The following is a 21,525-nucleotide window of genomic DNA, read 5'->3' as shown; positions in this document are numbered from 1 at the left end:
CATAGAAATGTTGTTGCTCTAGGCTCTAGCGAAAAAAGGGGCGCTTGTGCACCCCTGATCTCGTGATGTGTCCCGCAAGTGCGAGTGATCAATTGCATTCTCAGTTGCGCGCCCGCCACCAGGCAATCTGCTTGCGCACTTCCGAGGGCGCCGTGCCGCCAAAGCTCTTGCGGCTCGCGACCGAGGCTTCCACCGTCAGGACGTTGAAGACGTCGGCCGTGATTGCCGCATTGATGCTCTGGAGTTCTTCCAGCGAAAGCTCCGAGAGATCGCAACCCTTCTTCTCTGCCATGGCAACCGCATTGCCGGTCACATGATGCGCGTCACGGAAGGGCAGGCCGGCTTCGCGGACCAGCCAGTCGGCGAGATCCGTCGCGGTCGAGTAACCCGAACCTGCGGCAGCCTTCATCTTGTCGGTGCGGATGGTCATGTCGGTGACCATGCCGGTCATCGCAGCAATCGCCAGTTCCAGGCTTTCGGCCGCATCGAAGACCTGTTCCTTGTCTTCCTGCATATCCTTGGAATAGGCGAGCGGCAGGCCCTTCATCACGGTCAGAAGCGCAACCAGCGAGCCGTTGATGCGGCCGGTCTTGGCGCGCACCAGTTCTGCGGCGTCCGGGTTCTTCTTCTGCGGCATGATCGAGGAGCCGGTCGAAAACGCGTCCGACAGCCGGATGAAGCCGAATTGCGGCGTCGACCAGATGACGATCTCTTCGGCGAGCCGCGACAGGTGCACGGCTGAGATCGAGGCGATCGACAGGAATTCCAGCGCGAAATCGCGGTCGGAGACGGTGTCGATCGAGTTGCGGGTCGGCTCGCGGAAGCCGAGGGCCTTCGCCGTCATGTGGCGGTCGATGTTGTAGCCTGTGCCGGCAAGCGCTGCAGCCCCGATCGGGCTTTCGTCGAGGTGTTCGATGGCGTGGCGCACGCGCTGGCGGTCGCGGCCGAACATCTCGACATAGGCCATGCAGTGATGCCCGAAGGTCACCGGCTGGGCCGTCTGGAGATGGGTGAAGCCGGGCATGACGGTGTCTGCATGTTCTTCGGCGCGGTCGAGGAAAGCCGCGATCAGGCCGGACAATGCCTGTTCCGTCTTCTGCAGCTCTTCCTTCACCCACAGGCGGAAGTCGAGCGCCACCTGGTCGTTGCGCGAGCGGGCCGTGTGCAGGCGGCCGGCGGCGGAGCCGATCAGCTCGGCAAGGCGCGCCTCGACGTTCATATGGATGTCTTCAAGCTTGCGCGAAAAGACGAATTGACCGCTTTCGATCTCTGACAGGATCGTGTCCAGGCCGTGAAGGATCTTGTCTTTATCTTCAGCAGAGATGATGCCTTGGTGCGCCAGCATGGTCGCATGCGCCTTTGAGCCGCGGATATCCTGGGCGTAAAGCTTCTTGTCGAAACCGATGGAGGCATTTATCTCCTCCATGATGGCCGAAGGGCCGGAGGCGAAGCGACCGCCCCACATCTGGTTGGAGGATTTGGTGTCTGTAAAGTCCTCGGCCATGAAGTGCCCGTCCTGGAGAATGACATGACAGAAAAAAGACCTGAGGGTCTCTTCCCCACCAAGCTGGTTGCGATTGCGGCGGTGGCCGGCATCGTCGCCGGCGCGGCTGCGGTATACGTGAAGCAGACCATGTCTGGCAATGCCGTGGAGACTGCGGATGCCGCCCAATGCGAGGGTTCTGTCGCCAGGGCAGAAGCCATCACGCCATACCTCAAAGGCGATGTCGCAGCGATGATCCCAGTCAGCGAACCGAAGCTCATCCAGGGGCTGACCTTCCAGGACAAGGAAGGTACACCGATGACCATGGCGAACTTCGCCGACAAGACAGTGCTGATCAATCTCTGGGCCACCTGGTGCGTGCCCTGCCGCGAGGAAATGCCAGCTCTCAACAACCTGCAGGAGGCAACTGGCGGGGAGGCCTTCCAGGTGCTCGCCATCAACATCGACACCGGCGATGTCGAAAAGCCGCAGACCTTCCTCGAGGAAACCGGCGTCGACGCACTCGGCCTTTATCGCGACGCTTCCATGGGTGTCTTCAACCAGTTGAAGCGCGAGGGGCTCGCCTTCGGCCTGCCGGTCACGCTGCTTGTCGATGGCAAGGGCTGTCTGCTCGGCAGCATGAACGGCCCTGCCGTTTGGGACGGCGCGGACGCCAAGGCGCTGGTGACGGCTGCCGCGACGCAGTGACCGAATTCTAGCGCATGAGGTGGGGGAAGCTGTCCGGCCTTGCTCGGCAGACGGCGCCGTGCTCGCTCACTAGGCTGCTTTCGGCAGAGGCGTCAGGCTATTCTCGACCCTGGCAATCAGGTCGCTCGCCGGCAAAGGCTTGGCGTAGAGATAACCCTGACCCTCCTTGATGCCGAGGTCCAGGAGCTTGCTCCGCTGTTCTTCGGTCTCTATCCCTTCGGCCACGACCTCCATGCCGAATTTCTCGGCAAGCGAGATCAGCGCTTCGACCAGAACGCTGGACTTCCTGTCGAGGGCCACGCCGTCGACGAAGTATTTGTCGATTTTCAGATAATGGGCCTGAAGGGCATGAATGGATGAGAGTCCGTTATGCCCGGTTCCTGCATCGTCGATCGCCAGCCTTATCCCAAGCGTTGCCAGTTCCCGCGCAACCTGCAATGCAGACTCGAAGTCGGAAATCGGCTGACGTTCCGTGATCTCGATGACCAACTGGATCGGGTTCAACCCGGCTTTTGCGATCGTTGCGGCCAGGTTCTCGACAAATCCTGCACCGAGAAGCTGGTCCGGGGTCACGTTGAACGAAAGCTTGAGTGTCTCGTGGCGTCGGAGCAAGTCGCCAATCTCTGAGCCTGCCCTGCCGAGGAGGACTGATGTCAACCTGTCGATCCGACCATTGTTCTCGGCCAGCGGAATGAAGACTGCCGGCGAGACGCTGCCGCCATCGGGCTTGGTCCAGCGCGCCAGCATTTCGAAACCGGTCATCCGGCCGGTCGCAAGGCAGAAGAGCGGCTGGTAGACCGGATGTACATGTCCTCTGGATAGAGCGTCGTCCAGCTGCCGCAGCGGCGTTGGCGGACGCACCAGTCCTCTGGCGCCAAGATAACCCAGTCCGAGCGAAAACAGCCCGGCGATCACGATGATGTCGCTGCCGAAGCTGCTGTTCCACGACCCGATGACAGCCTCGTCGATCATCAGCCTAACGCGGATGGGATAGCGCTCGGAGGCCTTCATGAATTCGCCAAACGGTCCGTCCAGTCCCGTAGCGCCCTCTGGCTCATAGCTCGATACGACCTGCTGATTGCTGAGCGTCATCTCCATCAAGGCATGGTCGCGCAGCTCGCCGGGCAGGATGTCGAAGAGAAGACCTGCCGTGGCGAGGAAGGCGGTCAGGCTGCCATCCTCGGTCGTCCATCGCACCATCAGGCCTTTCCATTCCCCGGCCTCGATGGGAGCCAGTTCATAGGCTGGATTGATCGCGGGCACTGGATCGGATGCAGCGAGGGCCGCCTGAAAGACCTGTTCATGGGCATTGTCGGCCCAACATGTCGCCTTTGCCGAGAAAACACGGATTTCCCGGATGGAGACGGAACGGAAGGCTATGTCTTCGATGGCCTTGTTGACGGACGGCGAGCAGCCATAGGGACCCTGTGCACCAAGCTCGCCCATGCTCATGACTGCAAGATCGATCTGGCGCTCCAGCCGGACAACAGCGGCCGTCAATATGTCATTCAGTTGCTGCCGGTTCGCCTGAGCGACGAAAGACTGCGCGATCAGCCAAAGACTGCCAGCGACGAGCGCCGCAAGCGCCAGGGACGCTGCGGTCAATTTCAGTCGAACTCTCGTCGTCACGCGGCCACCCATGACGGCAAGGCTGGCAGGCAATCCTTAAGATTGGCTCAAAGGCCCAAGCGTCGCCCGTTTCTGGCGTAGTCACAATCAGGAGAGCAGCGGAGCGTGGCTCACAGCTCGTAAATCCGCGGTCGCAGAATTTCGATGAAGCCCTGATCGCCCTTTGCCTTGGCAAAGTCCGGGGATGCGTCGAATTCGACGATCGTGTCGCCCGCGGTCCTGGCCAGCACCCGACGCGAGCCCGGGCGGTCGAGAACCCGCTCGATGGTCGCCGCCACACCCTTCGATGCGTCGTCGCTCCACACGACATCCGTCGGACGGAAGAGAAGCTCGGCCGGGCCGTCTTTCAAACCTTCCGCGGCATAGGTCATGTTGCCGACGGTCGCCTGTCCATTTGACACACTCGCCCTCAGCGCATTGGTGTCGCCGAGGAAGCGCATGACGAAGGCGTTCGCTGGATGGCGGCAGACCTCTTCCGGCGTGCCCTGCTGAACGATCTTGCCCTTGTCGAGGATCACGACGCGATCGGCGAGGTCGAGTGCCTCTTCCTGGTCATGGGTGACGAAGAGCGTGGTGATGCCCAGTTCGTCATGGATGGAACGCAGCCAGCGGCGCAGGTCGCGGCGGACATTGGCGTCGAGTGCGCCGAAGGGCTCGTCGAGCAGCAACACGCGCGGATCGACGGCGAGCGCACGGGCGAGTGCCACGCGCTGGCGCTGGCCGCCGGAGATCTGGCCGGGGAAACGTTCGCCCAACCCTGCGAGCTGTACGAGAGAGAGCAGGTCTTCGACGCGGCGATCGATGTCGGCGGTCGAACGCTTCACCTTCGACACCTTCATGCCGAAGGCGATATTCTCGGCCACCGTCATATGCGGAAACAGGGCATAATGCTGGAAGACGAAGCCGACGCCGCGGTCGCGCACGGGAATGTTAGTCGCATCGTCGTCGCCGAAATGGATCTGGCCGCCATCGGCAAACTCCAGGCCGGCGACCATGCGCAGGATGGTCGTCTTGCCGGAGCCGGAAGGCCCGAGCAGCGCCACCAGTTCGCCGCTCTTGATGTCGAGCGACACGCCATGCACGGCGCGGAAGGTTTCGAAGGTCTTGACGACCGTGTCGAGGCGAATGTTCACGAATTCATCTCCGAAGTATTGCCGGCGAGCGTGGCCGGTCGGTTCCGGCGTCCTGCGCCCTGGCGTTCGAGCAGAACCTTGGCCACGAGCGTGACCAGTGCCAGCGCGGCGAGCATTGAGGCGGCAGCGAAGGCGCCGACGGCGTTGTAGTCCTGGTAAAGCAGCTCGATATGCAGCGGCAGCGTGTTCGTCTGGCCACGGATGTTGCCGGAGACGATCGACACGGCGCCGAATTCACCCATCACACGCGCATTGCAGAGCACGACGCCGTAAAGCATCGCCCATTTGATGTTCGGCAATGTCACCGACCAGAAGGTGCGGAAGCCGCTTGCGCCGAGCGAGGTAGCCGCCTCTTCGAGATCACGTCCTTGCGCCTGCATCAGCGGGATCAGTTCGCGCGCGACGAAGGGTGCCGTCACGAACATCGAGGCGAGCACGATACCCGGTAGCGCAAAGAGGATCTTCAGCCCGGCGCTATCGAGGGTGGGGCCGAAAATGCCCTGCAGGCCATAGACAAAGAGATAGGCGACGCCGGCGACAACAGGCGATACCGAGAAGGGGATCTCGATCAGGATGGTGAGCAACCGCTTGCCACGAAAGTCGTGCTTGGTGATCGCCCAGGCCGCAGCCACGCCGAACATGGTGTTCAAGGGTACGGCGATCAGTGCCGTCATCACCGTCAGCCAGATCGCATGGCGCGTGTCGGGGTCTGCGATTGTCTCGAGGAAGAACGGCACGCCCTTGGAGAAGGCCTCGATGCCGATCACCGCCATGGGGGCGGCCACGAAGAACAAGACGAGAAGCAGTACCGCCCCGATCAGCGTGTATTTGAAGAGGGGCGCATCGCCGACGCGCGGTGGGCGTCGTGTCTTTGTGACGTGGCTCATGGTTCAGCCTTTCACCGTGTAGCGCAGCGCGCGGGCCTGCATGTAGTTGGTGACCGCCAGCATCACGAAGGCGGCGATCAGCATGACCGAGGCAATCGCGGCGGAGGCCGGATAGTCGTATTCCTCAAGCCGGATGAAGGCGAGAAGTGCCGTGATCTCGGTCGAGAAGGGCTGGTTGCCGGCAATGAAGATGATCGCGCCGAATTCGCCGAGGCTGCGCGCGAAGGCAAGCGAGGTGCCGGCAAGCAGTGCTGGCGTCAGAAGCGGCAGGATCACGCGGCGGAAGATCGACCAGTCGCTGGAGCCGAGCGTCTGGCCGGCTTCTTCGAGCGCCGGGTCGAGCTCTTCCAGCACCGGCTGTACCGTGCGCACGATGAAGGGCAGGCTGGTGAAGGCCATGGCGACCATGATGCCGAGGGGCGTATAGGCGACCTTAATGCCGATCTCGCCCAGTGCTGCGCCAAACCAGCCATTCGAGGCAAACAGCGTGGTGAGCGAGATGCCGGCAACGGCCGTCGGCAGCGCAAATGGCAGGTCGACCAGCGCATCGACAATGCGGCGTCCTGGAAAGCGATAACGCACGAGAACCCAGGCGAGCGCGAGACCAAAGACAAGGTTGAACAGGGTCGCCACCAGCGCCGAGCCGACCGTCACGCCATAACTCGCGACGGCGCGTTCGGAAGAGACGATGCGCCAATAGTCTGCGGGTCCGAGGCTCGCCGCCTTGAAGATCAGGGCTGCCAGCGGCAGCAGGATGATGATCGCGGCATAGACCAGCGTGATCCCGAGGGACAGTCTGAAGCCCGGCAATACGCGGCGTTTCAACGTCGTCGTCCTTTCATGAGAAGACCGGCGGATGATCCGCCGGTCCTGAAATCGATCTGAAACCGTGCTTAGCGGCTGCCATAGATCCCATCAAGGATGGCACCCTCGGCAAAATGCTCCTCGGAAACCTTGGCCCAGCCGCCGAAGACGTCTTCGACGGTGACGAGACGGATCTCGGGGAACTGGTCCTTGTATTCGGCAGCAATTGCTTCGTCATGGACGCGGTGGCCGAAATCGGCGGCTATCTTCTGACCTTCCGGCGAATAGAGGAAGTCGAGATACTTCTTGGAGAGTTCCTGGCTTCCCTTGGCATCGGCGACCTTGTCGACGATCGCGACCGGGAATTCGGCAAGCAGGCTCACCGACGGCACGACCTGCTGGAACTTGTCCTCGCCATACTGCTTGGCGATTGACTTGGTCTCGGCTTCGAAGGTGATGATCACGTCACCGGTCTCGCGCTCGACAAAGGTCGTCGTCGCGGCGCGGCCACCGGTGTCGAAGACCGGCACGTTGTCGAAGATCTTTTCGACGAATTCGGTCACCTTGGCCTCGTCGCCGGCAAACTTCTCCTTCGCATAGGCCGTTGCCGCCAGATAGGTGTAGCGGGCATTGCCCGAGGTCTTCGGGTTGGGGAAGATCACCTGCACGTCGTCGCGGGCGAGATCGTCCCAGTCCTTGATGTTCTTCGGGTTGCCGGCGCGTACCAGGAAGGACGGGAAGGAATAGAAGGGCGAGGCATTGTTCGGGAATTCCGACTGCCAGCCTTCGTTGATGAAACCGTTCTTGGCCAGGAATTCGACGTCGGTCACCTGGTTGAAAGTGACGACGTCGGCTTCCAGACCCTCAACGATGGCGCGTGCCTGACGCGAGGTGCCGCCATGCGACTGATCGATGCTGACGCCCGGATTGGCCTTGATGAAGGCTTCGTTCTGGGCGGCGAAGATCTCGCGGGCGATGTCATAGGAGGCGTTGAGCAGCTTGTCAGCGGCGCTGGCCGAAACCGGCAGGGAGAGGGCGACAAGAGCGGCGCTCAAAAGCAGGAGGCGTTTCATGGACTGGTACTCCGGTATGCGGGGGATCTCTATCTGCTCCGCAAACTAGAGGGTCGGCCCGCCTCTTCCGAGGAATGGCCGACCAATGATTGCCCGGAGGGGCAAATATCTTTCCGCCGGAGGGTCCCCCGCCGGAATGGTCCATCAGCGTGTCGGAACCGGCACTTCGCCGCGGTAGTCGTAGAAGCCGCGGCCCGACTTGCGACCCAGCCAGCCGGCCTCGACATATTTGACCAGCAGCGGGCAGGGACGGTACTTCGAGTCCGAGAGGCCCTCATGCAGCACCTGCATGATCGAAAGACACGTGTCGAGACCGATGAAGTCGGCCAGCTGCAGCGGGCCCATCGGGTGGTTGGCACCGAGCTTCATTGCCGTGTCGATCGCTTCGACCGAGCCGACGCCTTCATACAGCGTGTAGATCGCCTCGTTGATCATCGGCAGAAGGATGCGGTTGACGATGAAGGCCGGAAAGTCTTCGGCCACCGTGATCGTCTTGTCGAGCGAGGAGACGAAGTCCTTGGCGGTGGCGAAGGTGGTTTCGTCAGTGGCAATGCCGCGAACCAGTTCGACGAGCTTCATGACCGGAACAGGGTTCATGAAATGGATGCCCATGAAGCGCTCCGGCCGATCGGTGGCAGAGGCAAGGCGGGTGATCGACAAAGAGGAGGTGTTGGTCGCGATCAGCGCTTCGGGTTTGAGCACCGGGCAGAGGGCGGCGAAGATCTTGCGCTTGACGCTTTCATCTTCGGTCGCCGCCTCGATGACGAGATCGGCTGGGGCGAGGTCGTTGACGTCGGACGAGCCCGAAATCAGGGCAAGGGCCGCCTTGCGCTGTTCATCGGTGATCTTGCCGTTGGTTACCTGGCGGGCGAGATTGCCGTTGATCGTGGCGAGACCGGCTTCGATCCTGTCCTTGGAGAGGTCGTAGATCGTGACCTTGTAGCCGGCGGCGGCGGAGACCTGTGCGATGCCGCAGCCCATCTGGCCGGCACCCACGACACCCACGTTGCTGATCTTTCCCGTCATCGTCTCGCTCCTCACCCGTTCCAGACTTCACCCAATAAAATGCCGGGCCCGTTTATCGCGGGCCCGGCTGATTGATAGACCGCAAAGGGTTCTTTGACCAGTCCTTTCGCAGGTGCGAAAGGGTGATCAGAGCGCCTTCTCGAGCTCCGGCAGGGCTTCGAAGATGTCGGCGACGAGGCCATAATCGGCGACCTGGAAGATCGGCGCTTCCTCGTCCTTGTTGATCGCGACGATGACCTTCGAATCCTTCATGCCGGCAAGGTGCTGGATGGCACCGGAGATGCCGCAGGCGATGTAGAGCTGCGGGGCAACCACCTTGCCGGTCTGGCCGACCTGCCAGTCGTTCGGGGCGTAGCCTGCATCGACGGCCGCACGAGACGCACCGACAGCGGCGCCGAGCTTGTCGGCCACCGGCAGGATGACTTCCTGGAACTTTTCCGAGGAGCCGAGCGCACGGCCACCGGAAATGATGATCTTGGCAGACGCCAGTTCAGGACGGTCGGACGAGGACAGCGCATCGGAAACATGGCTGGATACGCCGGGATTGGCAGCCGCCGAAATGGTCTCGACGGATGCCGAACCACCTTCACCAGCAGCGGCGAAGGAGGCGGTGCGAACGGTGATCACCTTCTTGGCATCGGTCGACTGGACGGTCTGGATGGCGTTGCCGGCATAGATCGGACGCTTGAAGGTGTCGGCCGAAACCACTTCGGTGATTTCAGACACCTGCATGACGTCGAGCAGGGCGGCGACGCGCGGCATCACGTTCTTGCCGACTGAGGTCGCAGCCGCGATGATCGTGTCATAGGAACCTGCCAGCGAAACGATGAGGGCCGCGAGCGGCTCTGCAAGGTTGTTGCCGAGCGATGCGTCGTCGGCGAGCAGCACCTTGGAAACGCCCGAGAGCTTTGCGGCCGCATCGGCGGCAGCCTTGGCGCCGGAACCTGCCACCAGCACATGCACGTCGCCACCCATCTTGGTGGCGGCTGTGAGCGCCTTCGCGGTCTGTTCGGAGACGGTCGCGTTGTCGTGTTCTGCGAGAAGAAGAATAGCCATTTTACGTTTCTCCTGTCCGTTCCGCTTACAATACGCCGGCTTCGTTCTTGAGCTTGTCCACCAGTTCGGCGACGCTCTTCACCTTGATGCCTGCCTTGCGGCCACCCGGCTCCTCGGTCTTCAGAACCTTGAGGCGCGGGGCAACGTCGACGCCGAAATCGGCCGGAGCCTTCTTGTCGAGCGGCTTCTTCTTGGCCTTCATGATGTTCGGCAGCGAAGCATAACGCGGCTCGTTGAGGCGAAGGTCGGTCGTCACGATCGCCGGCAGCGTGACGTCGATGGTCTGCAGACCGCCGTCGACTTCGCGGGTCACGGTCGCCTTGTCGGCGCCGAGTTCGAGCTTGGAGGCAAACGTTGCCTGGCCCCAGCCGAGGAGAGCCGCCAGCATCTGGCCGGTCTGGTTCGAATCGTCGTCGATCGCCTGCTTGCCGACGATGACGAGGCCCGGAGCCTCAGCCTCGACCACGCCCTTCAGGAGCTTGGCGACGGCGAGCGGCTCGACGGCTTCGTCTGTCTCGATCAGGATGCCGCGGTCAGCGCCCATGGCGAGTGCGGTGCGGATGGTTTCCTCGGCCTTGGCCGGGCCAATCGACACGATCACCACTTCTTCGGCCTTGCCGGCTTCCTTCAGCCGCAGGGCTTCCTCGACGGAGATCTCGTCGAACGGATTCATGGACATCTTGACGTTGGCGAGCTCGACGCCGGAACCATCTGGCTTGACGCGGATCTTGACGTTGTAATCCACAACCCGCTTGACTGGGACGAGTATCTTCATGGGTTCCTCTCTTCAAATCTTCTGTCGGAAAATGCGCGCTGATGCGTTCCGCCGTTTGTCGATTGGCGACATCGATACGCATTTTTTTCCCAAACACAACGATCGATGCCGTTTGACGGACAGCAATAATTTACGTTGACGTTCACGTCAATACTTTGCGGCCGCGACCTCTTGTCATCGTCCCCAGTGGGTTACCTTGCGAACCGGTTGCGATGCCGTGGTTTTTGCGCCGTTTTCGGCCTCGTCCCTCTCCCGGACCGGCTGGTGGCCGGCCGGTCTTTGGCCCCAGGGGCCGACGGTCGCGACATCAACCGTGGGCGCTGCGTGCTCGACAGCCTTGGGTGTCACGATCGCCCGGTCGAAGAGCGGCACGCCCGGACGTCGCAAAAAGAGCACCAGGATCGCCCCGGCGATGATGCCGCCAACATGGGCGCCCCAGGACACATTACTGTCGCGGTCGATGACCAGCATCACGAATTGCTGGCCCACCCAGAAGAGAAGCGGGATGAATGCCGGGAGCGGCAGCGGAAAGCGCATGAAGACCAGCACCCAGACGCGCACCTTGGGATGGAGCATCAGATAGGCAGCCACCACACCGGAGACGGCGCCTGACGCCCCGATCAGTGGGGCCTGGCTTGTTGGTACCACCAGCGCATGGAAAAAGGCACCGGCGGCCGCGCAGGCGAGATAGAAGAACAGAAACTTGAAGTGCCCCATGGCATCCTCGACATTGTCGCCGAAGACCCAGAGGAAAAGCATGTTGGAGCCCAGATGCAGCCAGCTTCCATGCAGGAAGGAATAGGTGACGTAGGTCGCCCCCTCCGGCACCAGCACCAGCCGCGGATCGAGCTCGGCAATATCGAAGGCGACGGCCGGGATGAAGCCCATGCCATAAACCCCGATCTCGTAGAGCGCCTCCGGCGCCAGCGTCGCCAGCGCATGGGTCACGACATTGGCCAGAATCAGCCCCAGCGTCACATATTGCTTGCGGATGTGCTTCAGCGCGTTTCGGTCATGCAGGGGAATGAACATCGCGCCTCGTCGGGTTCGCCGGAGATGGATGCGTAGAACCTAGCGCAGCTTGGGGGATGGGGACAGGGGGGATGAAGCGAGCGGCGCTTCCCCTCTCCCCGCCTGCGGGGAGAGGGTAGGGTGAGGGGCAAAGCTACAAACTCGACGTATCCGCCTGAAAAAAGGGGGATGAGTTTGAGAAAATCCCAAGTAAAATCAAACCCCGATATGTTTTTTCATCCCCGCCCATTTCCACCCTCGTAGACTCATCCCCGTCCCGCCCTCGGATACACCTGACGATGCGATGTCAGGCGAGGCGGGGCCGGCGCCGGGGTGGAGGGTTGTCGCAGACTCGAAGTCCCGGCCCGCTGCAACGGTCTCCCTCCGGACGTGGGGCTGGATACTAAGGTGACGGGGTCGGATGCCTCTTCACCGGATACCCCGATCGGAAGGACGTGCCTCAGAGGCACACAGACAAGGCGCCAACGCCGTCGCGAACATCCAGACGGCGGGGCGAATTAAACGGCGGGGATGATGGCCGGTCGCAAATGACCAGACCAACATCCCCCGGGCGAGGGTCCCGGTCGGATTGGTGCACCATCCGGCGGGAACCTCCCGGGCCACCGGCCAGGCTGACGCGTCATCTCACGGTGACGCCGCAGCCGGACCCGCGCCCGGTCATTCCTCGGGACGAAGGTCCCGAAGACCGTCGCCGCCTTGCCAGAGAGACGCATGCAGCGGGAAAAAACGCCGAACGAGGCGCCGGAAGGAGCCACATTACTTACTTAGACAGGTTGCTTCTGGCGCCTCGTCCGAGACAAGTTTCAGCCTATCCGGAGGGAGCGATCCCGACCGGCGGCGAAGCTTGGGATTTTTGAAATCGACAGATCACCCTCACCCTGAGGTGCCGGGCGTGCCCGGCCTCGAAGGGCGAGGCCACAGATACAAAAAGAAAGAGCGATGCTTCGAGGCCCGCGCTTCACGCGGGCACCTCAGCATGAGGGAGCCGAAGCGCCTACGGGGTCCTATCTCACCCCTTGTGGGGGAGAACGGAAAATCGAAGGCTTAGGCGAGCGCAAGCCGCCTAAACTTCAGATTTTCCAAGAGAGGGGCAAAGTTCCCGAGGAAGAAACCTCACTAAGCCCCCTCGTGCGAAATCTGAGGTTTGGCCCTGATCGGGCCAATTCCTCTCACAGCCTTCGCGCGGCGTCGCGCTCAGGCCTCCGTTCGCTGATATCGATTCACTGGATCGATTTCTGGGCTTCGGCCAACGCTCCGAAGTCTCCCCAGCAAGGGGGGAGATATATCGTCGCCTACCTGTTTTTCCCCGGCACCCACAGAATATCCGCCTTTCCGCCGTCATTCGCATGACGTGCCGCCACGAACAAAAAGTCCGACAGCCGGTTCACATATTTCAGCGCCGGCGCGCCCACTTCCTCGCCGTCAAAACGGGAGAGTTCGACCATGATGCGCTCAGCCCTGCGGGAGGTGGTGCGGGCCAGATGCAGATAGGCTGCAGCCGGCGTGCCGCCGGGGAGGATGAAGGATTTCAGCGGATCGAGATCGGCGTTCAGCTGGTCGATTTCCTTCTCGATCCGGTCGACCTGGGCCTCGATGACGCGGAGCGGCTCGTAGGACAGAACCTCGCCGGTTTCCGGGGCCGCGAGGTCCGCGCCGAGGTCGAAGAGATCGTTCTGGATGCGCATCAGCATGGCGTCGAGTTCCGGCATCTCTCCCGTGTGGAGCCGGGCGATGCCGATCGCCGAATTGGTCTCGTCGATCGTGCCATAGGCGTCGACGCGCAGGTCGTGCTTCAGGCGGCGCGGGCCGGTGACCAGTGCCGTGGTGCCGTCATCGCCGGTGCGGGTGTAGATCTTGTTGAGTTTGACCATGGTTTCAGCGTCCCCCGCCCGTCAGCCAGAGTGTCAGCATGATCAGCGCGATCGCGATCGCCTGCAGCACGATACGGGCCTGCATCAGCTTGTTGGATGTATTGCCGTCGCCGCCCTTCAGCATGTTGAAGAGGCCTCGAACGAGGACAAGGGCGACGAGCCCCATGACGATGATGGCGAGGACATAGGTGAATGTGGACATAACGTGGGATGAGCCTTTGTTCGTCGCCGGTCAGTCCAGCGAGCGCATCAGTCGATAAAAGAGGTCTGCCGGCAGCCAGCGTTTGATCAGGGCCCCCTGCTTGGCCGGCTTGGTCACGAGATAATGTGGGCGGGCGCGGCGGGCGGTCAAGGCGTGGGTGAGGACTTTGTAGACGGCCTCCGGCCCGAGTTTGTGGCGGTTGACGGGGCCTGTGCCATCGAGTCGCGCCAGTTGACGGCGGTAATCCTCGGCATGCACGGAGTTTTCCAGATCGATCACGCGGCGGATGTGGTGGAGCGCATTGGCGGTGAAGCGGCTTTCGATCGGGCCGGGTTCGATCAGGCTCACCTGCACGCCGGAGCCCTCGAGTTCCATGCGAAGCGTGAGCGAGAGGCCCTCGAGCGCAAACTTCGAGGCCGTATAGGCGCCGCGCCACCGATAGGGGATGATGCCGAGGATCGAGGAGCATTGCACGATGCGGCCCTCTCCTTGTGCCCGCATCGCCGGGATCACCCGGCGGGTCAGATCGTGCCAGCCGAAGAGATTGGTCTCGAACTGCTCCCTCAGCGCTTCCGTCGGCAGATCCTCCACCGCACCCGCTTGGCCATAGGCGCCATTGTTGAAGAGCGCGTCGAGCCGGCCGCCGGTGCGCTCGAACACGGTCGCGACAAGGGCTTCGATGCTGGCTTGATCGGTGTAATCCAGGAGGAGGGCCTCAATGCCCTTCGCCTCGAGCGCGCCCAGGTCTTCCGGCTTGCGCACCGTCGCAAAGACCCGCCAGCCGTCACGCTTGAGGGCCTCGGCACAATAGGCGCCGATGCCGGAGGAACAACCGGTGACGATGATGCTCTTCACGGGGAAAACCTCGTTATTGCTTTGCAAACGGCGATGGGTTTCCCATATTCGGCCCCAGCCTGCAATCGTGCCCCGCGTTCTTGAGGAGACTGGATGCCGACTTTCCTGCGTATGCTCTACAAGGTCGGCTTTGACGCGTTCTGGCATTTCACCGAGGACGACGGCTGGGCGATGGCGAGCCATGTCGCGCTGTCGGCTATTCTCGCGCTTTTTCCATTCCTGATCTTCGGTACGGCGCTTGCGAGTTTCCTCGGCGCCGACCAGTTCGCCGAGACGGCGGTGCATCTGATTTTCGACACCTGGCCGGAGACCATCGCCAAGCCGCTGTCCGACCAGGTGGTGCAGGTGCTGACTATTCCGCGCGGTGGGCTTCTGACCATCTCTGTGCTGGCTGCCGCCTATTTCGCGTCGAACGGGGTGGAGGCGCTGCGCGTCTCGCTCAACCGCGCTTACCGCGTGGCGGAGACGCGACCGTGGTATGTGACGCGGCTCGTCAGCCTCGGTTTCGTGCTGGCCGCCGTCGTCGTGCTGGCAGCGATCAGCGCGCTCCTCGTCGCCGTGCCCGTGGCGCTGGCTTATGCGGAAAACCTCTTTCCCTTCCTCAAGGATTTTCTCGCGACCGTCGCCAACTGGCGGGTTTACGGAACGGTTCTTTTCCTCGTTCTGGCGCTCGTGGTCTTCCATCTCGGCCTGCCGGCCGGCCGGCGGCGACTGATCGACGTATTGCCTGGCGTGCTCCTGACGCTGGCGCTCTGGCTCGTCGGCGCGCTTCTGTTTGCCTACTACCTCGCCGCTTTCGCCAATTATGCGGCGACCTATGCCGGTCTTGCCTCGATCATGATCGTGCTGGTCTTTCTCTACATGGTCGGCGCGATCTTCATCATCGGCGCAGAATTCAACGCGGCGCTAATGAAATTCAAGGTGGTGCCGGTCAAGACCCTGCCGGAAGGCGGGATCTCAAATCCCGACCATGGCGCGAATATCTGACGGCGTCTTGCCCTCTGCTCTGAGCGCCGACAAGGCCGTGTCGCCGAGGCTTTTCGACAGCTTGCGGCCATCGGGCCCAGGGATCAGCCGGTGATGGTGGTAGAGGGGCTCGGGCAGGCCGAGCAGGGTCTGCAGCAGGCGATGGATCGATGTCGCATGGAAGAGGTCGAGGCCACGCACCACATGGGTGACGCCCTGGGCTGCATCATCGACCGTGACGGCCAGGTGGTAACTTGCCGGCGCGTCGGAGCGCCAGAGCACCACATCACCCCAGGCGGCCGGATCCACCTCGATCTCGCCTCCCGGCCCGTCGCCGGTTTCCTGCCAGGTGAGAGGTTTTCCGATGAGACGCTGCGCCTTGTCGATGTCGAGCCGCCAGGCATAACGTTCGACCGTTGCCAGTTTTTCGGCCCGCTCTGCCTCTGACAGCATGCGCTCCTCTGTCGGATAGAGCGGCGCGCCGTCGGGGTCGCGTGGCCACAGGCCACCCTCGCGCTCGAAGGCCGAGACACGGGCCTTCACCTCGCCGCGGGTCAGGAAGGCGGGATAGACCAGCCCCATTGCTTGCAGCCTATCGAGAGCTTCGCGATAGAGCGGGAAATGCTCCGACTGGCGGCGGACGGGCCGTTCGAAGGGGATGCCGAGCCACATGAGATCCTCGATAACCGCCTGATCGAGGTGCGGCGTGCAGCGCGTCAGATCTATATCCTCGATGCGCAGCAGAAGGCACCCGCCCATTTTTTCGGCCATATCGGCGTTCAACAGAGCAGAGAGCGCATGGCCGAGATGCAGCCGGCCATTGGGGCTAGGCGCGAAACGAAAGACGGGGGCATCCTGTCCGGTGGTTTGACGATCGCGTTCGGTCATGCTTTTCCTTCGCATGAGAGTGGAATGAGGAAAAGGGGACGGGTTTGACGACGATCCGATGCGAGGCCGATCTCGCTGCGGGGCTTTCCCTTTTGCTGACACGCGATCCCCGGCTCTGTCCGATCGCAGACGCCTGCGGTCCGCTGCCGCTTCGCCTGTCGCCGCCGGGATTTGCTGGGCTCGCCTCGATCATCGTCTCGCAGATGGTGTCGCGGGCCAGCGCCGACGCGATATGGCGGCGTATGACGGCGGTCTTGGGAAACCGGCCGCTGGCGGAAGATTATCTGGCGCTCGGCCCGGAACTGATCGGGACCTTCGGCCTGTCGCGCGGCAAGGCGCAGGCGCTGGAAGAGGCCGCCAAGGCCGATCTCGGCGGACCCTTCCGGCTCGATGAGCTGGCGGAAATGCCGGCGGAGACCGCGATCGCAGCGCTGACTGGTCTGAAGGGTATCGGCCCCTGGACGGCCGAGGTTTACCTGATGTTCTGCGGCGGCCATCCTGACATATTCCCGGTCGGCGACGTGGCACTCAGGATATCGGTGGGCGATGTTTTCTTTGCCGGAGAACGGCCTGCCCCCGAACTTGTGGCGGAGCTGGCTGAAGCCTGGGCGCCCGTCCGATCAGTCGCTGCACGGCTGTTCTGGGCGCATTATGCCCGCATCACAGGTCGTACTGCCTTGCCCCGCTGAGGGGCGCGCCGAGACGTCGCAAGGCGGCTCAAAGATTCAGGCTTCACAATGCTGTAACAACGGACCTAATATAGAAGGGCAGATGCCGAATCGATCAGGAGTACCCCTTGACGATTGCAGTTTCTCCCCAGGCCCTGCCGGCGCTCGTTCTGAATGCCGACTACCGGCCACTGAGTTATTATCCCTTGTCGCTCTGGTCCTGGCAGGACGCGATCAAGGCGGTCTTCCTCGACCGTGTGAACATCATCGCCGAGTATGATCACTCCGTCTGCTCGCCGAGTTTCTCGATGCGACTGCCGAGCGTGGTCAGCCTCAAGACCTATGTTCAGCCGACCCGGAATCCGGCCTTCACGCGCTTCAATGTCTTCCTGCGCGACAAGTTCGAATGCCAGTATTGCGGTTCGCCCGACGACCTGACCTTCGACCATGTCATTCCGCGCGCCCATGGCGGTGAGACGACCTGGGAGAATGTCGTCGCGGCCTGCTCGCCGTGCAATCTGCGCAAGGGATCGAAGCTCCCCAGGCAGGCCGGCATGCATCCGCATCAGGCGCCCTACCGGCCGACGGTGCAGGACCTGCACAACAACGGCCGGCTCTTCCCGCCGAACTACCTGCACGAAAGCTGGATGGACTATCTCTACTGGGATACCGAGCTGCAGCCGTAAGGCTCGTATCCGCTCGAGTGGCGGCGGCGCGATTGCGCCGCCTTGGATCCGCTTCAGACGGCGGGCTTGCGGAAGACGCCCCAGAGCGCAAGGGCTGCGAGGGCTGCACTCGTCAGCACATTCCATCCGGCGAAGGACAGTCCCAGCACGCGAAGCGTTGCTTCGGTGCAGGAGGGCGCCTTGGTGGCGTTCAAGGCTTCCAGCACGTTGACGGGCGTGTCGCCACCGGTTGCGCCGATCGCGCAGGTCGACGGGCCTTCCCAGAACTTCCACTCGACGCCAGAATGGTAGATGCCCATGCCGACGCTGATCAGCATGGTGATGGCGATGGCGATCAGCAGGAGCTTCGTGACGACTGGCGGCAGCCGGAAGACGGCGGAGAGGATGGCCAGGACGCCCAATCCAATGCCGATATAGTAGGGATTGCGCTGCATCAGGCAGAGCGCACAGGGGATATAGCCGCCGATATGCTCGAAGCCGAGCGCGGAGCCCACGACGAGTGCCATGCCGAAGGTAAGCAAGGCGGCAAGCGCGCCATCGGACTTCAGGGGTATCAGGATCGAGTTCATCTGCAACACTCTCATAGGGCGAATTTCACGAGGTAGAAGCCGCCGATCAGCAGCAGCATGAAAAGGGTAAAAAGAAGACCGAGATATTTCTCGATGAAGAGGCGAATGGGTTCGCCATAGAGCTTCAGCAGGAAGGCTACGAGGAAGAAACGGAACGCGCGGCCAATGATGCTGACAATGGTGAAAACGAGGAAATTCAGCCCCGTGGCGCCGGAGAAGATGGTCAGGACCTTGTAGGGGAAAGGTGTGATCGCAGCAAAGAGCACACCCCAGCCACCCCAGGTGTTGTACCAGCCCGCCACCTGTTCGAAGGCATCCTCCTTGCCGTAGAAAGCGAGGATAGGGCGCCCAATTGCCTCGAACAGGAACATGCCGATGGCATAACCGAGAAATGCACCTAGGACGGATGCAAGCGTGCAGAGAAGGGCCAGCCGGAACCAGTGGTCCCGGCGCTTGATGACCATCGGAATGAGCAGGACATCCGGCGGGATCGGAAAGAAGGAGCTTTCGATGAACGAGACGCCAGCAAGGGCCCGATCGGCGTGGCGAGTGCCGGCAAGTGACATCGTCCAATCATACATACGACGCAGCATTGAGGCTTCCGTGGGTAGATGGTTCACGGCGTTCTAGGGGGCGCATGGCTGCGTGTAAATGGTGCTGGCGCCGCGTCGGACGCGAGCGGTGAACGATTGCGTGAAGGGATCTCGAAAAAGGCGTTGACCGCTGCACCCCGGCTCGTATAGTCCGGCGCTGTCCATCCGACGCTCATGTGCCCCATTGGCGGAACTGGTAGACGCGCTCGACTCAAAATCGAGTTCCGAAAGGAGTGCTGGTTCGATTCCGGCATGGGGCACCACAATCTCAAAAAGGCAGAAGGCATGAGCAATACCGGCAAGAAGATCCGTATGGCGCAGCCTGTGCAGCAGGTGGTGGTGGATGCCGGCCTGTTGCCGAAGGCGCCGACTCAGCCCGTTGCCGCCAAGGGCAAAGGCAAGCCGCAGACGGCTGCATCCCCGGCCGCGTCGCCTCTCGCTGCTGTTGACGGAAAGCAGAAGATCAACATCGTGGCGCCTGTCGCGCCGCAGATTGCGGCTATGCGCCAGCAGCTACGGCAGCAGTCAGTCCAGTCGCAGGTCGCACGTATCGATGCGGCGATCGAGGCCGGTACGGTTTCGCCCGCCGATTCCAAGGCACTGGTTCTGACGCTTGCGTTGAAGCGGCTCGGCTCAAAGGAAACCGCCGAAAAGTGGTACCGCAGCCAGCATCTGGACGCTTTCGGCGGTCGCACGCCAGCCCAGATGGTGCGTGCCGGTGAGTTGAAGGCACTGGTTGCCTTGATGCGCGCGGAAGCGACCCAGAGCAAGGCCTGAGTGCCCGGGCGGCCTCCGTCGCTGCCCAAGACCTCCGGATGAAAGTCCTTCAGTTCTGCTCGTCGTTGCGGCAAGTGGCGTCAAATGCGCAGCCACTGCTGGATAGGTGATTAACGCTCAATTCAGCCCGTTATTGTGCATCTGCGAGATGAATGTTAGCAGATACAGCATGACGATCCGGAATCTCAGCCATGCTGCTTGAGCCGCGCGATACATTCGAGGCGCTTCGCCGCGATTTTCGTTGGGACATCCCTGCCAAATTCAACATCGGGCGGGTGGTGTCCGACGATTGGGCCGCAAAGGCGCCCGAGCGCATCTGTCTTCAACATTTCTCGCCCGACGGCGACCACCTCACGATGACCTATGGCGCGCTTGCGGCGCAATCCTCGGCACTCGCGCATGGATTGGCCGACCTCGGCGTCGTGGCCGGGGATCGGGTGGCGCTGCTTCTGCCGCAATGTTTCGAGACCGTGATCGCGCATGTGGCGATCTACAAGATGGGTGCGATTGCGCTGCCGCTGGCGCTGCTCTTCGGCGAAGATGCGCTGGAATACCGGCTGCGGGATGCCGGGGCCAAGGTCATCGTGACGAACGCCTTCGGATTACAGCGGCTGAAGACGATCAAGGCACGCCTTCCTGCCCTGCAAAGAGTGATTTCCATCGATGGTGCCGGTCCCGACGTCATCGCGTTGCGGGCACTGATCGACCGAGGGCCTGATGTCTTCGAGATCGCCGAAAGCGGTCCCGATATGCCGGCGCTGATGATCTACACCTCGGGGACGACGGGGCCACCCAAGGGCGCGCTGCACGGGCATCGCGTTCTGGCCGGTCACATCCCCGGCTTTCAGCTGGCGCATGACTATCTGCCGCAGCCTGACGACAAGATCTGGACACCCTCCGACTGGGCTTGGGCCGGTGGTCTGCTCAATGCGCTTCTGCCGGCGCTGATGCTCGGCGTGCCGGTCGTTTCCTCGCCGGCGCAGAAATTCGATCCGCACATGGCCTTCCGGATCATGGCCGCGATGAAGGTGCGCAATGCCTTCATCCCGCCGACCGCGCTCCGGCTGCTGAAGGCGGTCGACAAGCCCCGCGAGGCCTATGATCTTGTGCTGCGCAGTATCGGGTCAGCGGGCGAGTCGCTCGGGCGGGAAACCTATGAATGGGTGAAGACGGCGCTCGGCATCGTGCCCAACGAGTTCTACGGCCAGACGGAATGCAATTTCGTGCTGTCCTCGGCGGCCCATCTCGGGGTCTCCAAGGGCGGCTTCATCGGCAAGGCGGTGCCGGGCCATGACGTCGCGATCATCGATGCCGAGGGTCGGGAATTGCCGGCCGGCGAAACGGGTCAGGTGGCGATCAAGCGTCCGGATCCGGTGATGTTCCTCGGCTACTGGAATAATCCCAAGGCGACGGAGGAGAAATTCGTCGGCGACTGGATGAAGACCGGCGATCTTGGACGCCAGGACGAAGACGGCTATGTGCAGTTTTTCGGCCGCGACGACGACGTGATCACGTCGTCTGGCTATCGAATCGGACCGGCCGAGATCGAGGACTGCCTGATCGGGCACCCGGCCGTCCGGCTCGCAGCCGTCATCGGCAAACCGGATCCTCTAAGGACCGAGATCGTCAAGGCCTTCGTCGTGCTGCAGGACGGATACACAGCGCAGGCGGCCTTGTCGGCGGAGATCCGCGACTGGGTGAAGAGCCGGTTGTCGATGCACGAATATCCGCGCGAGGTGGAATTCGTCACCGAGCTTCCGCTGACGACCAGCGGCAAGGTGATCCGTCGGTTGCTGCGGGATCAGGAGATCGCCAAGGCGAGCTGATGCGGTGGAGATCGCTCA

General features: G+C 62.3%; 22 protein-coding genes and 1 tRNA gene. 7 read left to right on the top strand and 16 right to left on the bottom strand.

The window, feature by feature from the left end:
- Positions 1–100 precede the first annotated feature (100 nt).
- The gene (argH, locus tag BW978_RS15560) at positions 101–1,504 is read right to left on the bottom strand and encodes an argininosuccinate lyase (RefSeq protein WP_076396676.1); all 1,404 of its coding nucleotides are present in this window, start codon (positions 1,502–1,504) and stop codon (positions 101–103) included.
- Positions 1,505–1,528: 24 nt separating this feature from the next.
- Between argH and BW978_RS15555 the strand changes: the two genes are divergently transcribed.
- Complete coding sequence (locus BW978_RS15555) at positions 1,529–2,191, top strand: thiol:disulfide interchange protein TlpA (protein ID WP_076396674.1); 663 nt, start codon at positions 1,529–1,531, stop codon at positions 2,189–2,191.
- 69 nt (positions 2,192–2,260) lie between these two features.
- On the opposite strand, the gene BW978_RS15550 is transcribed toward BW978_RS15555, so the two are convergent.
- From BW978_RS15550 to BW978_RS15495, 12 genes are all read right to left on the bottom strand, one after another.
- Complete coding sequence (locus BW978_RS15550) at positions 2,261–3,796, bottom strand: EAL domain-containing protein (protein WP_175616893.1); 1,536 nt, start codon at positions 3,794–3,796, stop codon at positions 2,261–2,263.
- A 134-nt stretch (positions 3,797–3,930) separates the two neighbouring features.
- The gene (locus BW978_RS15545) at positions 3,931–4,953 is read right to left on the bottom strand and encodes a sulfate/molybdate ABC transporter ATP-binding protein (RefSeq protein WP_076396670.1); all 1,023 of its coding nucleotides are present in this window, start codon (positions 4,951–4,953) and stop codon (positions 3,931–3,933) included.
- Positions 4,950–5,840, bottom strand: coding sequence for a sulfate ABC transporter permease subunit CysW (cysW, locus tag BW978_RS15540; protein WP_076396668.1), 891 nt, complete (start codon positions 5,838–5,840; stop codon positions 4,950–4,952). The genes BW978_RS15545 and cysW overlap by 4 nt, the downstream gene beginning before the upstream one ends.
- Positions 5,841–5,843: 3 nt before the next feature.
- Positions 5,844–6,665 carry a sulfate ABC transporter permease subunit CysT gene (gene cysT, locus BW978_RS15535; RefSeq protein WP_076396666.1) on the bottom strand — a complete coding sequence of 274 codons (822 nt, stop codon included), beginning with the start codon at positions 6,663–6,665 and terminating at the stop codon, positions 5,844–5,846.
- A gap of 68 nt (positions 6,666–6,733) precedes the next feature.
- Positions 6,734–7,717, bottom strand: a complete 984-nt coding sequence (cysP, locus tag BW978_RS15530) for a thiosulfate ABC transporter substrate-binding protein CysP (protein WP_076396664.1) — start codon at positions 7,715–7,717, stop codon at positions 6,734–6,736.
- A gap of 144 nt (positions 7,718–7,861) precedes the next feature.
- Entirely contained in the window at positions 7,862–8,743 is an 882-nt protein-coding gene (locus BW978_RS15525) for a 3-hydroxybutyryl-CoA dehydrogenase (RefSeq protein ID WP_076396662.1), read from the bottom strand.
- 126 nt (positions 8,744–8,869) lie between these two features.
- Positions 8,870–9,799 (bottom strand): electron transfer flavoprotein subunit alpha/FixB family protein, encoded by a 930-nt coding sequence (locus BW978_RS15520; protein WP_076396660.1) that lies wholly within the window; start codon positions 9,797–9,799, stop codon positions 8,870–8,872.
- Positions 9,800–9,824: 25 nt separating this feature from the next.
- Entirely contained in the window at positions 9,825–10,574 is a 750-nt protein-coding gene (locus BW978_RS15515; protein WP_076396658.1) for an electron transfer flavoprotein subunit beta/FixA family protein, read from the bottom strand.
- 174 nt (positions 10,575–10,748) lie between these two features.
- On the bottom strand, positions 10,749–11,606 hold the full coding sequence (locus BW978_RS15510; RefSeq protein ID WP_076396656.1) for a rhomboid family intramembrane serine protease: 858 nt from the start codon (positions 11,604–11,606) through the stop codon (positions 10,749–10,751).
- 1,292 nt (positions 11,607–12,898) lie between these two features.
- Positions 12,899–13,477, bottom strand: coding sequence for a cob(I)yrinic acid a,c-diamide adenosyltransferase (locus tag BW978_RS15505; RefSeq protein ID WP_076396654.1), 579 nt, complete (start codon positions 13,475–13,477; stop codon positions 12,899–12,901).
- 4 nt (positions 13,478–13,481) lie between these two features.
- Complete coding sequence (locus BW978_RS15500) at positions 13,482–13,679, bottom strand: twin transmembrane helix small protein (protein ID WP_076396652.1); 198 nt, start codon at positions 13,677–13,679, stop codon at positions 13,482–13,484.
- A gap of 30 nt (positions 13,680–13,709) precedes the next feature.
- Positions 13,710–14,534, bottom strand: a complete 825-nt coding sequence (locus tag BW978_RS15495; protein WP_076396650.1) for an SDR family oxidoreductase — start codon at positions 14,532–14,534, stop codon at positions 13,710–13,712.
- Positions 14,535–14,627: 93 nt separating this feature from the next.
- Here BW978_RS15495 and BW978_RS15490 point away from each other — a divergent pair, with 93 nt between their 5' ends.
- Positions 14,628–15,521 (top strand): YihY/virulence factor BrkB family protein, encoded by an 894-nt coding sequence (locus tag BW978_RS15490; RefSeq protein WP_076396648.1) that lies wholly within the window; start codon positions 14,628–14,630, stop codon positions 15,519–15,521.
- Here the strand turns inward: BW978_RS15490 and gluQRS are convergent.
- Positions 15,492–16,388: a tRNA glutamyl-Q(34) synthetase GluQRS gene (gene gluQRS / locus BW978_RS15485; RefSeq protein WP_076396646.1), complete on the bottom strand. Its 897-nt coding sequence runs from the start codon at positions 16,386–16,388 to the stop codon at positions 15,492–15,494. The two genes, BW978_RS15490 and gluQRS, sit on opposite strands and share 30 nt — an antisense overlap.
- Positions 16,389–16,432: 44 nt before the next feature.
- On the opposite strand from gluQRS, the gene BW978_RS15480 reads away from it, so the two are divergent.
- A complete protein-coding gene (locus BW978_RS15480; RefSeq protein ID WP_076396644.1) occupies positions 16,433–17,077 on the top strand; it encodes a DNA-3-methyladenine glycosylase family protein in 645 nt (214 codons plus the stop codon).
- Between the two features lie 107 nt (positions 17,078–17,184).
- Complete coding sequence (locus tag BW978_RS15475; RefSeq protein WP_054149929.1) at positions 17,185–17,742, top strand: HNH endonuclease; 558 nt, start codon at positions 17,185–17,187, stop codon at positions 17,740–17,742.
- Between the two features lie 53 nt (positions 17,743–17,795).
- Here BW978_RS15475 and BW978_RS15470 read toward each other — a convergent pair whose 3' ends face one another.
- Both BW978_RS15470 and BW978_RS15465 read right to left on the bottom strand, forming a co-directional pair.
- Positions 17,796–18,311, bottom strand: coding sequence for a disulfide bond formation protein B (locus BW978_RS15470; protein WP_076396642.1), 516 nt, complete (start codon positions 18,309–18,311; stop codon positions 17,796–17,798).
- Between the two features lie 11 nt (positions 18,312–18,322).
- Positions 18,323–18,904, bottom strand: coding sequence for a YqaA family protein (locus BW978_RS15465; RefSeq protein ID WP_076396640.1), 582 nt, complete (start codon positions 18,902–18,904; stop codon positions 18,323–18,325).
- A 178-nt stretch (positions 18,905–19,082) separates the two neighbouring features.
- Here BW978_RS15465 and BW978_RS15460 point away from each other — a divergent pair.
- The 3 genes from BW978_RS15460 to BW978_RS15450 all read left to right on the top strand — a co-directional run bounded on the left by BW978_RS15460 (position 19,083) and on the right by BW978_RS15450 (position 21,507).
- Positions 19,083–19,167 (top strand) — tRNA-Leu (locus BW978_RS15460).
- A gap of 22 nt (positions 19,168–19,189) precedes the next feature.
- Complete coding sequence (locus tag BW978_RS15455; protein WP_139330569.1) at positions 19,190–19,681, top strand: DUF2384 domain-containing protein; 492 nt, start codon at positions 19,190–19,192, stop codon at positions 19,679–19,681.
- A gap of 191 nt (positions 19,682–19,872) precedes the next feature.
- Positions 19,873–21,507, top strand: a complete 1,635-nt coding sequence (locus BW978_RS15450; protein ID WP_076396636.1) for an AMP-binding protein — start codon at positions 19,873–19,875, stop codon at positions 21,505–21,507.
- Positions 21,508–21,525 lie beyond the last annotated feature (18 nt).

The sequence above is a fragment of the Rhizobium sp. RU33A genome (assembly GCF_900156055.1).
Taxonomy (GTDB): domain Bacteria; phylum Pseudomonadota; class Alphaproteobacteria; order Rhizobiales; family Rhizobiaceae; genus Allorhizobium.
This window is presented reverse-complemented; position numbering and strand designations above follow the sequence as displayed.

Bases quoted from the DNA above. Each gene is read 5' to 3' on its own strand.
- argH (WP_076396676.1), bottom strand. From the start codon at position 1,504: ATGGCCGAGGACTTTACAGACACCAAATCCTCCAACCAGATGTGGGGC.
- BW978_RS15555 (WP_076396674.1), top strand. From the start codon at position 1,529: ATGACAGAAAAAAGACCTGAGGGTCTCTTCCCCACCAAGCTGGTTGCG.
- cysW (WP_076396668.1), bottom strand. From the start codon at position 5,840: ATGAGCCACGTCACAAAGACACGACGCCCACCGCGCGTCGGCGATGCG.
- cysP (WP_076396664.1), bottom strand. From the start codon at position 7,717: ATGAAACGCCTCCTGCTTTTGAGCGCCGCTCTTGTCGCCCTCTCCCTG.
- BW978_RS15525 (WP_076396662.1), bottom strand. From the start codon at position 8,743: ATGACGGGAAAGATCAGCAACGTGGGTGTCGTGGGTGCCGGCCAGATG.
- BW978_RS15520 (WP_076396660.1), bottom strand. From the start codon at position 9,799: ATGGCTATTCTTCTTCTCGCAGAACACGACAACGCGACCGTCTCCGAA.
- BW978_RS15515 (WP_076396658.1), bottom strand. From the start codon at position 10,574: ATGAAGATACTCGTCCCAGTCAAGCGGGTTGTGGATTACAACGTCAAG.
- BW978_RS15510 (WP_076396656.1), bottom strand. From the start codon at position 11,606: ATGTTCATTCCCCTGCATGACCGAAACGCGCTGAAGCACATCCGCAAG.
- BW978_RS15505 (WP_076396654.1), bottom strand. From the start codon at position 13,477: ATGGTCAAACTCAACAAGATCTACACCCGCACCGGCGATGACGGCACC.
- BW978_RS15500 (WP_076396652.1), bottom strand. From the start codon at position 13,679: ATGTCCACATTCACCTATGTCCTCGCCATCATCGTCATGGGGCTCGTC.
- BW978_RS15490 (WP_076396648.1), top strand. From the start codon at position 14,628: ATGCCGACTTTCCTGCGTATGCTCTACAAGGTCGGCTTTGACGCGTTC.
- gluQRS (WP_076396646.1), bottom strand. From the start codon at position 16,388: ATGACCGAACGCGATCGTCAAACCACCGGACAGGATGCCCCCGTCTTT.
- BW978_RS15470 (WP_076396642.1), bottom strand. From the start codon at position 18,311: ATGAACTCGATCCTGATACCCCTGAAGTCCGATGGCGCGCTTGCCGCC.
- BW978_RS15465 (WP_076396640.1), bottom strand. From the start codon at position 18,904: ATGCTGCGTCGTATGTATGATTGGACGATGTCACTTGCCGGCACTCGC.
- BW978_RS15455 (WP_139330569.1), top strand. From the start codon at position 19,190: ATGAGCAATACCGGCAAGAAGATCCGTATGGCGCAGCCTGTGCAGCAG.
- BW978_RS15450 (WP_076396636.1), top strand. From the start codon at position 19,873: ATGCTGCTTGAGCCGCGCGATACATTCGAGGCGCTTCGCCGCGATTTT.